This is a genomic window from Capnocytophaga sp. FDAARGOS_737 (assembly GCF_009730375.1).
Classification (GTDB): domain Bacteria; phylum Bacteroidota; class Bacteroidia; order Flavobacteriales; family Flavobacteriaceae; genus Capnocytophaga; species Capnocytophaga leadbetteri.
The window spans coordinates 1,843,224-1,853,353 of sequence record NZ_CP046316.1; the positions used below are offsets into that span (position 1 = coordinate 1,843,224).

The window sequence follows — 10,130 nt, forward strand, 5'->3', positions numbered from 1 at the left end:
AATTACTACTCATTTTTGAGAGTGCAAATATACAACATTTCTCTGAAATGAAAAAATTTTTACCGAAAAAAAAATACACCGCCTATTCCATAATCAAGCTGTTTTTTACAAGGGAGGTAGGAGTGTAGTAAATAAAAAACTTTGCTAAAGGTAGTAAACCACAACCTTTAGCAAAGTCTCATTTGTTTATTTGCTAATTTACTAGTACGCAAATAGCGGTCTGTCTTCCATAAAAAGGTTTACTTCTTCAGCTATTTCTTCAAGCACCTCATCATTAGTGTGGTTAGCAATAGCACGGTCTATAAAGTCAGCGATACGCTCCATATCATCTTCTTTTAGTCCGCGAGTAGTGATAGCTGCTACCCCTACACGTATACCGCTGGTTACAAAAGGAGAGCGTGTGTCAAAAGGAACCATATTTTTATTTACAGTTATATCAGCCTTGCCTAAAGCAATTTCTGCTTCTTTACCGCTAATGTCTTTATTGCGTAGGTCGATAAGCATCAAGTGGTTGTCAGTACCTTTAGAGATAATGTCATAGCCTTTGCCTAAAAGGATAGAAGCTAAACGGCGGGCATTCTTCTGTATTTGTATAGCGTAATGCAAAAAGTCGTCAGAAAGCGCCTCGCCAAAAGCTACTGCTTTGGCTGCAACTATGTGTTCTAATGGGCCTCCTTGGTTGCCAGGGAATACCGAACTATCTAATAACGATGACATCATTCTTACTTCACCCTTAGGAGTTTTAAGCCCAAATGGGTTTTCAAAATCTTTACCCATAAGGATAAGCCCCCCGCGAGGTCCTCTAAGTGTTTTGTGGGTAGTAGTGGTAACAATATGGCAATAAGGAATAGGGTCGCTAAGAAGTCCTTTAGCAATAAGTCCCGCAGGGTGAGCAATATCGGCAAAGAGCAAAGCACCTACCCTATCAGCTATTTCTCTAAAGCGTTTGAAGTCTATATCGCGAGAATAAGCTGAAGCTCCTGCTACTATCATTTGAGGTTTTTCGCGTTCTGCTATTTCTAAAATTTTGTCGTAGTTTAGCAAACCGGTTTCCTTTTCTACTCCGTAGAATACAGGCTCGTACAATCTACCTGAAAAGTTCACAGGAGATCCGTGCGTAAGGTGCCCCCCGTGCGAAAGGTCAAATCCTAAAATCTTATCACCTGGTTTGAGGCAAGCCGCATATACTGAAGCGTTAGCTTGCGAACCGCTATGAGGTTGTACGTTAGCATACTCAGCCCCGAAGAGCAATTTAGCGCGGTCTATAGCTATTTGCTCGATTTCGTCTACCACCTCGCAACCTCCGTAGTAGCGCCTGCCAGGGTACCCCTCGGCATATTTGTTAGTAAGGATAGAGCCAGCAGCTTCCATCACTTGGTCGCTTACGAAGTTTTCCGAAGCAATCAGTTCAATACCTCTTTCCTGACGTTCTCTCTCGTCCTGAATAAGTTCAAAAATGTCAATGTCTCTTTGCATAATAATATATTTACGATTTTAAAAGATTTTTAAATTACTATTCTATATACTCTCACCTCTTTATACACACCCTTATAGTATAACCAATCGGGGAGTGTTGCTACTACTGTAAAACCTACTTTCTGAAAAAGGCTGTTACTGACTTTATTGTCGGCAGGTATATAAGCTACCAATTGGTGTATATCTAAATAGCTTTTCACGTGGGCAATTAGTGCCGTAAGAGCTTGCTGGGCATAGCCTTTGCCTCTGTAGTTTGGCAAAATAGCAATGCCTACTGAGGCTCGTTTGTGTTGCGGACAAAAATCGTATAAGTCTACACAGCCCACTGGAGTATCATCTTCTGCTGCAATAACAAACCTAAACTGTTTAGCCTCATAAATATCTTGGGTAGCATTTAGCAGGTATTGTTGTAGCAGATGCTTTGCAAAAGGCAATTGCGTTTCGCTTACCTCCCATAATCCTCGCTCATTTTCTAACTGATAGAGGAAATCAATATCTGTAGGTTCTAAAGCCCGAAGCATTTTTAAAATTATGTTTTTTGAATGGTCTAACAACTAACCCCTAAAACCTCACTAATCTTAAACACTTTTTCGGCAGGGCCTGAAAGATATACCTGCTGATAGAGGGCTCCTTGTTTTTCAAAAGTTACCTTTAAGTCACCTCCTTTAGTGTGTAAGGTAACAGCAGGGGTAGTTATTTGCGCCGTATGATAGAGGGCTATGGCTACAGCAGTAACCCCTGTGCCACAAGAATAAGTCTCATCTTCTACTCCACGCTCATAGGTACGCACTGCAAAGCCATCGGCAGTTGGCGATACAAAGTTAATATTGCTCCCTCCTTTATCGGCATAAAGGTCGCCATAGCGCAAGGCAGCTCCTTCAGTTTTAACATCTACTTTATCTACATCGGCTACCCATTGCACGTGGTGGGGCGAACCGGTATCTAAAAACACATAATCAGGGTGTACATCTATGGTCTGTACATCTTTCATCTGCAAATGTACCTTATTTTGCGCATCAATAGTAGCGTGATGTTCTCCATCTATCGCTATAAAGCGAGTACTATTACCTGTCATCACTCCTATTTCGCGAGCAAAAGCTACTACACAGCGCCCCCCATTGCCGCACATCGTACTCTCGCGCCCATCAGCATTGTAGTACACCATACGGAAGTCGTAGGCAGGGTCGTTTTCTAATAAAATAAGTCCGTCAGCTCCTATGCCAAACCTGCGATGACACAAATGAGCTATCAGCTCTGTATCGCCTTTTGGGAAGGTACCTTCTCTATTATCTACCATTACAAAGTCATTCCCCGTACCCTGATATTTATAAAAGTTCATTGTTATTATTGTGTTTTAAAATAGCTTTTAAAAGCATTGCATTCTTGCGAACGCTTTCGCGTGTAATTCCTTTTTCAGAGAAGCTTTGTTTAAAGTTTTCCATCTTCTTCCAAAATGCTACCGCTTCTTCTCCTACCAAAGTAGGTGTTGGTTTTATTTCTCGTGCCATATCATTTTATTAATTAAAAAGTTCAAATATCACTAAAGTAAGATAGGCAAAGGGCGAGGCAAACAACAGACTATCGAGCCTATCTAACAAACCTCCGTGCCCTGGCAGGATAGTACCACTATCCTTCACTTTTGCTGCTCGCTTAAAACTTGACTCTACTAAATCGCCAATAGTACCTGTAACTACTAATACTACTGCCAATATAATCCATTGCCACATTGGGCGTACGCTGTAAATATCAATAAGTATTGAGATTATCACCGCCCCTACTAAGCCTCCTAAAAAACCCTCTATAGTCTTTTTGGGCGAGATACGCTCAAAGAGTTTGTGCTTACCAAAAGCTTTACCCGTCAAATAAGCAAAAGTATCGCTTGCCCAGATGATACACAGTAACCCTATCATCGTTATCTGCGATTCGTTATTAAAAAAGTTCTGAAAGAAATAGTTCGGATTAGGGTTGTCTTCGTGTCTGTAGATAAGAGGTACAAATATACAGCCACCGCCTATATATAGCAAGCTAATCAGTAGTTTGGTATTGTTATGTTGCTTCCTTAGTGGCGTTTTCTCATTAAAAAGTGAGAGTATAAGCGATATATTGGTGAGCAATGTAGCTAACAGCAACATATAGATAGAGAAATCAGAGAGTTTTAGATGTATAAAAAGCCACCAAGCAAACAAAAACAATAAAAATATATGCAATTCCTTTAGCCATATCAGTCTTTTGAACTCAAATAGACAGATAATTCCAAAAGATAAGAATAAAAAATCGAATGCATCGGCATTGAGCATTATGGCCGATAGCAATAAAAATATGTAAATAAAACCTGTAATGGTTCGTTTAAAAAGCTCATTCATAATCATCTAATTTGTCAAATCTTCAAGCAAAATAAGATAGGTTTTCTTATTACTTGTGCCGTAAGTAGCTATTGAACTCTTTTCGGGGTCTTCAAAAAAACTTTGGAGGGTAATCAAGCCTGTGGGCTTTTGGTTAGCAGGGTAGCGCTTGTTTAGCCCTCGCATTCCTTCAGTTATATCTTTCACCATCTGGCTGGTCTTAGCAAAAACGATGAACGTATCGGGCAGCTCGCTCATCTTTCGGTGTTTCATCTGTAATGAGGTGAACATAATACCGCCTAATGAGGTAATAAGATACTCACAATCCGTTAGATATACATTAGAGTCGGTGGTAGGAAAAGAGAAAAAAGAAGTATGCTCTTCAAACATTGCCTCAATAGTAGGCGAGGCATTAGAACTCATTTTCACATAGAGTCCTAATTCTTTTAGTATAGACCTAAAAGCCTCTTGCACCTCAATTTCTGAAGTACAATAAATAAATTTACCACCTTTTTCTGTAAATCTTTGTGCAAACAGCTCATCTGCAGGAAGCTGCTCTTCGCGCTTGCGTCTTAGTTTTTCAGCGTGAGTCTCTCTTTTAAATATTTTCCTAAATAAATTCATTCGTAATGATAGAGGTTAAAAGCTAAGCAAGTTGCGTCATTCATAATTGATTTGGCAAAATTACATAAAATAAATGAATAATACATCTATTTATAGAAAAACTTTTTGAAAACTCTTATATTTTGCTATCTTTGCCCCTGAAACTGTTAAATCACTATAAAATGGCTTTAACTATTAATATTATTGGCGCAGGCAATCTGGGTTACCACTTGACTAAAGCCCTCTATACCACCCCCAGCGTGCATCTGCAACAACTGTATAACCGAAGTGGTTTTACCGCTGAATTTGAGGTTTTTAAAACTGAAAAAACTACTAATCTTTCTTCTCTTCGCCCTGCCAACCTCACCATCTTAGCTGTTAAAGACGAAGCAATAGCCCCCCTTTCGGCTGCCCTACCCTATCAAGGACAATTAGTGGTGCATACTTCAGGTAATACTCCTATGGGGGTTATTGCTCCTACCCATAGAGCTGGCGTTTTCTATCCACTGCAGTCTTTTTCTAAAACTGCCAAAGTGCATTTCAGCAGTGTGCCTATCTGTATAGAAGCACAAGACCCTGCTGATATAGACAATCTATTGCTCCCCTTGGCCAAACGCCTCAGCACTAAAGTATATATACTCAATAGCGAGCAGCGCAGTTCGCTACACGTGGCTGCTGTGTTCCTCAATAATTTTACCAATCATCTCATCGGCATCAGTCAGCAGATTTGCGAACAACACCAAGTGCCTTTTGACATATTGCAACCGCTTCTCTCTGAAACTTTTGCTAAACTACAAAAGATGCCTGCCCTCGAGGCGCAAACAGGCCCTGCAAGGCGCAATGATACCCAAACTATTGAAAATCACCTTGCCATACTGCCTGAACACTACCAACATATTTACAAAGTAATCACAGAATCTATTATACATACTTATTATGGAAAATAAAAATTATAAAGAAAGATTAAAAGACATCACTACTTTTATCTTTGATGTTGATGGGGTTTTTACTAACACCCAAGTATTCGTAAACAACGATGGTGACCTACTGCGAAGTATGAATATGAAAGATGGTTATGCCGTAAAAACAGCTGTAGCCCAAGGTTATACTATCTGTATCCTGACAGGGGGAGGCAATGTAGGTGTACAAAAACGCTTTGAAAATCTGGGGGTTACCGATATTTTTATGCTTCGCCACCAAAAGCTCAGCACTTTTTTAGAGTACCAAAAAGCTAAGGGACTAAAAACAGAACAAATACTCTATATGGGTGATGACCTGCCAGATATTTCGCCTATGCGACACGCTGGTTTAGCTACCTGCCCTCAGGATGCCGTGCCTGAAGTGAAAGCTGTAGCCCACTATATCTCTCACCGCGAGGGAGGACAAGGGGCTGTACGCGATGTTATTGAGCAAGTACTAAAAGTGCGTGGAGACTGGGAGGTGCCTAATATGTAATTTTGAATTATAAATTATGAAATAAGGCTGCTCAAAATAATTGAGCAGCCTTATTTGTTTATTAATTTTAATGTAAGTTTAATATAAGCTATTATGATGAAACATCCCCCTCCCCCCTTCAAAGGGGGAATAGGTAGTTACAGTTTTTAATACTTAGTTATAAATTCTAAGGAATAACTAACATTACATCAAACTAGCATTAATTGTTAAAATGCTTTTATGCGGTACATCATACCTACACTTACGCGATTAGTATCTACTTTTACACTATTTGTATCTCTACTTCTACCGATATAGGCTAAGAAAAATCGCAAGTCTTGTCCTTTGAAGGGCAAGTATTCTACCCCTGCAAAATAGCCTATGCCTTTAAACTCGTTATTAGCTAAGCTACTATTAGCCGTTTCATAAAGACCTTGCGCAAAGATATTCCACTCTGGTGCGGGTTGGTACTCCGCTTTTAACACAAACGAGTTGTATTTAGCATCTTTTACTGGTGTAGCCGAACCATTATTACTTAATGGGGTATAGTTAAGCCTATCTAATTGGTCATTTGCCATCATATAGTCTAAAAATACCTGAAACTTAGGTAAGTTTAGTTTAGTACCAAGCATCACCAAGGTATTTGTATAGCCATCGGCTTCACTTTGCAATCCTACTCCCCAACGAGTCTGGATAACGCTATCAAAAAGATTACCATTCCAATTGAAGATATAAGCTAAAGGCGTATTGCTTGCCTTTATACCTATAGGACTACCATAGATACTTTTAAAATTATCATTGCGAACATCGGTAATTTGTAGGTTGAACTCGTGGTTAGGGTTAGGTGCATACGTAATCATTGCCCCGAGCATAAAGTTATCCATATTTTCGAGAAAATCTGAATATTCATAGATGTTCATCGGATTGAGGTCGAACTCATAACCACCCCACGCTTGGCACATCTTACCCACGGTAGCCGTCCATTTTTCATTAAGGCGAAAACCAGCGTACATCATATCAGTAGCGGTAGCTAGATTGTCTAATGAAACAGCTGCATTCGATTTGTTCAGACGGTGACGGAAGCGGTAAAATATACGTTCAGTAAGGTCGCCGCGCACTTCTAAACGCAACTGGCGCGCTTTAAACTTCGTAGTTAAATCAGCTTCTCCTATTCTTTCAGCATCTAAGCTAGTTTGAAAGTTGAAATACATATTAAATTTCTTACGCAAAGGATTTTCCATCTCTTCAGGAGGAACAGGCATATCTATAGAAGGTGGCGGTGGCGCCATACGCAGCTGGTCTATCTCCATACGCAGTTGGTTGATTTGTTCCTGCAAATCTTGTTGAGCAAAGGCAACACCTCCTACCAGAAGGCTCATTGCCAACAATATCTTTTTCATAATACAATTAGGGTTTAGTATTCATCAAAATATTTTTGTATCTGTTTCCAGTCTTTGGTTTTTGTAAGTGCTAACATCAGTAGCACACGAGCCTTTTGTGGATTTAGCGTTTGTGAAGCTACAAATTGATATTTAGCATCATCTACTTCAGCATCGAGAGTAGTAGCCCCTGTAGGCACACGAGAAGAACGCACAAACAAGATACCTTGCTCTCTGGCTTTTACTGCCAAATCAAAAATAGTGTGGTAAAGGTTACCATTACCTACGCCTGCGTGTACAATACCATCAAACTTAGCGTCCATAAAAGCCTTCATTGGCAATTCAGAAACGTTAGAATAGCTGTACACAATACCCACTTTTGGCAATTCTTTTAAGTTATCTACATTAAACACTGATTGGTAAGTGTGTTTGTTTTCAGGCATACGGTTGAAGAAAACTTTACCGTTATGGATATAAGCCAATTTGCCATAATTAGCTCCTTGGAAAGTTTCTACAGCGGTGGTATTAGTCTTGATCACATCTTTAGCATCGAGTACGATGTCGTTCATACACACCATTACCCCACGTGCCATAGCATTTTTGTCGGCAGCTACCGCTACAGCATTGTATAGGTTTAGCGGCCCATCGGCACTCATACCTGTAGCTGGACGCATAGCTCCTACCATTACCACAGGCTTTTTGCTGCGCACGGTTAGGTTTAAGAAGTAAGCGGTTTCTTCCATAGTATCGGTTCCGTGAGTAATCACTACTCCGTCGTAGCCTTCTTTGTTGAGCAACTGGTTGATGCGTTTGGCAAGCGTAAGCCATACCTCATCATTCATATCTTGCGAGCCTATCTTCACTATTTGCTCGCCACTTATATCTGCTAAGTTTTTCACTTCGGGTACGGCTTCTAATAGTTGATAAATACCGAGCTCTCCGGCCTTGTAGTTCGTCTCAGTATTTGATTTGCTCACACCAGCGATAGTACCACCAGTAGCTAAAATACGAATCTTTGGTTTTTGACCAAAGACTGCCACAGACATCATCACCAATAATGTAAGGGCAATTCTTTTCATTAATTTCATTTATAATCAGTTTTATGAGTTAAACTATATTTTTCTTAATTACATCAGCATAATTATCAGATAGCCTACCGCTATAGCCACTATAGTTGCTACAAAACCAGGCAACTGAAACGAGTGGTTCAGCACATACTTACCGATGCGAGTGGTACCGGTACGGTCGAAGTTGATAGCTGCTACCACTGTAGGATAATTAGGAATAAAGAAGTAACCATTCACCGCTGGGAACATTGCTACCATTGCCATTGGGTGAATACCTAAGGCAATACCTAAAGGGTAAAGGGTGCGCACGGTAGCCGCCTGACTAAACAAGAGTACAGACATTACAAAGAGAGCTACTGAGAAGAGGAATGGATACTGGGTGACGATTTGCTCGATATGTGTCTTAAAAAATTCGATATTACCAGCAAAGAAAGTATCGCCCATCCACGCAATACCAAAAATGGCTATTACAGCCTGCATACCAGCGATGAATACTGAACCTTTTACTGCCTTATTAATATCGGTCTTAGCAAAAATGAGCATCAAGCCTGCTGTAGACATCATCACTATTTCTATCACTTGCGTCATTCCGAGTTTTACCTGCTCGCCATTTATAGTAAAAGTAGGGCGCAAACTATCTATTGAACCAAACAACACTATTGACAGCACCCCTATAAGGAATATAATTACAGATGTTTTTGCACGTTTAGCTGCTTGAGGAGAAAGAGCCTCTTCTGACTTACCTTCCGCGTCTAACACCCCCTCGCGCAGACGGCGTAGGTACTCAGGGTCTTTCTCAAGAGGTACCCCCATAAAACTCACTGCTATAGCCCCTACAATCACTCCTACTAAAGTAGCAGGTATACACACCATTAGTATATTGCCTAAAGTTACGCCTTTATCGCCTAACAATTCAGCTGATAGGAGAGCGGCGGTAGCTGCCGAAATAGGACTGGCTGTGATTGCCTGTTGCGAGGCTATTACCGAGATAGAAAGCGGACGCTCAGGGCGTACTTTGCTATCAGTAGCTATTTCTGAAATAATAGGCAAAAGTGAATAGGCAATATGCCCTGTACCCGAAAACAAAGTGAAGAAGTAGCACACTACAGGCGCAAGAAAGGTAATCATAGCTGGGTTTTTGCGCAGTATTTTCTCTGCTACTTTCACCAGATAGTCTAACCCTCCGGCTGCCTGTAGGGTAGCTGCTGCTGTGATAACCGCTACTATGATAAGCATTACATCTATTGGCGGATTGCCTGGGGTAAGCCCAAAGCCAAACACCAAAACACCTAAGCCCATCATACCGAAGATACCAAGCCCGATACCTCCTACCCTCGCCCCTACAAATATAGCGAGGAGCACTATTAATAATTCAATATAAACCATACGTTTGTTGATTTGTCAATTTGTCGATTTGTCGATTTGCTAATTGGCACAAAGGTATAAATCTTTTTCGAAACAAAAAAGAAAAAAAGAATATTTTTTTAACAGATTTTGAGGTCTTTTTGACTTTTAGAACAAGCAATTGAGGTGTAAATTCGCTTTAGTTATCCTTCGCTTATTGTTCGCTCATCGTTCGTTTAAAAAAAAGTTTCGTTCGATGTTAGCTTTAGGATGCTCGTGTATGAACTCCCCCTTTGAAGAGGGCGGGAGAATGTTTATATATACATTTAACATCTTATGATAAAACATCCCCCCTGCCCCCCTTCAAAGGGGGAATGGGTAGTTATAACTTTTAATGCTTAGTTATAAATGCTAAGATATAACTATCAGAAAAACAAAAGCCAGCAGTTAACTGCTGGCTTTTGTCATTTGTTTAATTATATTAC

The 10,130-nt window shown here is 40.3% G+C and carries 11 protein-coding genes; 2 read left to right on the forward strand and 9 right to left on the reverse strand.

Translation table 11 applies throughout. The features are described 5' to 3' along the window. Nucleotides 1-201 precede the first annotated feature (201 nt). Genes glyA through FOC45_RS08320 form a run of 6 tightly spaced genes read right to left on the reverse strand, consistent with a single transcriptional unit; the run spans nt 202 to nt 4,442 of the window. The gene (gene glyA, locus FOC45_RS08295; RefSeq protein ID WP_009388615.1) at nt 202-1,476 is read right to left on the reverse strand and encodes a serine hydroxymethyltransferase; all 1,275 of its coding nucleotides are present in this window, start codon (nt 1,474-1,476) and stop codon (nt 202-204) included. A 29-nt stretch (nt 1,477-1,505) separates the two neighbouring features. Then, entirely contained in the window at nt 1,506-1,997 is a 492-nt protein-coding gene (locus FOC45_RS08300) for a GNAT family N-acetyltransferase (RefSeq protein ID WP_009388616.1), read from the reverse strand. Nucleotides 1,998-2,023: 26 nt separating this feature from the next. Further along, the gene (gene dapF / locus FOC45_RS08305; RefSeq protein WP_009388617.1) at nt 2,024-2,815 is read right to left on the reverse strand and encodes a diaminopimelate epimerase; all 792 of its coding nucleotides are present in this window, start codon (nt 2,813-2,815) and stop codon (nt 2,024-2,026) included. Beyond that, nucleotides 2,802-2,984: a hypothetical protein gene (locus FOC45_RS08310; protein WP_009388618.1), complete on the reverse strand. Its 183-nt coding sequence runs from the start codon at nt 2,982-2,984 to the stop codon at nt 2,802-2,804. The genes dapF and FOC45_RS08310 overlap by 14 nt, the downstream gene beginning before the upstream one ends. Before the next feature lie 9 nt (nt 2,985-2,993). Beyond that, nucleotides 2,994-3,839, reverse strand: coding sequence for a CDP-archaeol synthase (locus tag FOC45_RS08315; protein WP_034540541.1), 846 nt, complete (start codon nt 3,837-3,839; stop codon nt 2,994-2,996). 6 nt (nt 3,840-3,845) lie between these two features. Beyond that, nucleotides 3,846-4,442, reverse strand: coding sequence for an LUD domain-containing protein (locus FOC45_RS08320; protein ID WP_009388620.1), 597 nt, complete (start codon nt 4,440-4,442; stop codon nt 3,846-3,848). Nucleotides 4,443-4,603: 161 nt separating this feature from the next. Here FOC45_RS08320 and FOC45_RS08325 point away from each other — a divergent pair, with 161 nt between their 5' ends. Then, a complete protein-coding gene (locus FOC45_RS08325) occupies nt 4,604-5,368 on the forward strand; it encodes a Rossmann-like and DUF2520 domain-containing protein (protein ID WP_009388621.1) in 765 nt (254 codons plus the stop codon). After that, the gene (locus tag FOC45_RS08330; RefSeq protein ID WP_009388622.1) at nt 5,358-5,876 is read left to right on the forward strand and encodes an HAD family hydrolase; all 519 of its coding nucleotides are present in this window, start codon (nt 5,358-5,360) and stop codon (nt 5,874-5,876) included. Before FOC45_RS08325 ends, FOC45_RS08330 begins: the two co-directional genes overlap by 11 nt. A gap of 206 nt (nt 5,877-6,082) precedes the next feature. Here FOC45_RS08330 and FOC45_RS08335 read toward each other — a convergent pair whose 3' ends face one another. The 3 genes from FOC45_RS08335 to FOC45_RS08345 are packed head-to-tail and all read right to left on the reverse strand — an operon-like array spanning nt 6,083 to nt 9,687. Continuing rightward, a complete protein-coding gene (locus FOC45_RS08335; RefSeq protein ID WP_009388624.1) occupies nt 6,083-7,255 on the reverse strand; it encodes a porin in 1,173 nt (390 codons plus the stop codon). A 14-nt stretch (nt 7,256-7,269) separates the two neighbouring features. Next, nucleotides 7,270-8,322 carry an L-asparaginase 2 gene (gene ansB / locus FOC45_RS08340; RefSeq protein WP_009388626.1) on the reverse strand — a complete coding sequence of 351 codons (1,053 nt, stop codon included), beginning with the start codon at nt 8,320-8,322 and terminating at the stop codon, nt 7,270-7,272. A 39-nt stretch (nt 8,323-8,361) separates the two neighbouring features. Next, nucleotides 8,362-9,687, reverse strand: coding sequence for an anaerobic C4-dicarboxylate transporter family protein (locus FOC45_RS08345; RefSeq protein WP_009388628.1), 1,326 nt, complete (start codon nt 9,685-9,687; stop codon nt 8,362-8,364). Nucleotides 9,688-10,130 lie beyond the last annotated feature (443 nt).

Bases quoted from the DNA above. Each gene is read 5' to 3' on its own strand.
- glyA (WP_009388615.1), bottom strand. From the start codon at position 1,476: ATGCAAAGAGACATTGACATTTTTGAACTTATTCAGGACGAGAGAGAA.
- FOC45_RS08345 (WP_009388628.1), bottom strand. From the start codon at position 9,687: ATGGTTTATATTGAATTATTAATAGTGCTCCTCGCTATATTTGTAGGG.
- FOC45_RS08310 (WP_009388618.1), bottom strand. From the start codon at position 2,984: ATGGCACGAGAAATAAAACCAACACCTACTTTGGTAGGAGAAGAAGCG.
- FOC45_RS08300 (WP_009388616.1), bottom strand. From the start codon at position 1,997: ATGCTTCGGGCTTTAGAACCTACAGATATTGATTTCCTCTATCAGTTA.
- FOC45_RS08325 (WP_009388621.1), top strand. From the start codon at position 4,604: ATGGCTTTAACTATTAATATTATTGGCGCAGGCAATCTGGGTTACCAC.
- FOC45_RS08335 (WP_009388624.1), bottom strand. From the start codon at position 7,255: ATGAAAAAGATATTGTTGGCAATGAGCCTTCTGGTAGGAGGTGTTGCC.
- FOC45_RS08330 (WP_009388622.1), top strand. From the start codon at position 5,358: ATGGAAAATAAAAATTATAAAGAAAGATTAAAAGACATCACTACTTTT.
- FOC45_RS08315 (WP_034540541.1), bottom strand. From the start codon at position 3,839: ATGAATGAGCTTTTTAAACGAACCATTACAGGTTTTATTTACATATTT.
- ansB (WP_009388626.1), bottom strand. From the start codon at position 8,322: ATGAAATTAATGAAAAGAATTGCCCTTACATTATTGGTGATGATGTCT.
- dapF (WP_009388617.1), bottom strand. From the start codon at position 2,815: ATGAACTTTTATAAATATCAGGGTACGGGGAATGACTTTGTAATGGTA.
- FOC45_RS08320 (WP_009388620.1), bottom strand. From the start codon at position 4,442: ATGAATTTATTTAGGAAAATATTTAAAAGAGAGACTCACGCTGAAAAA.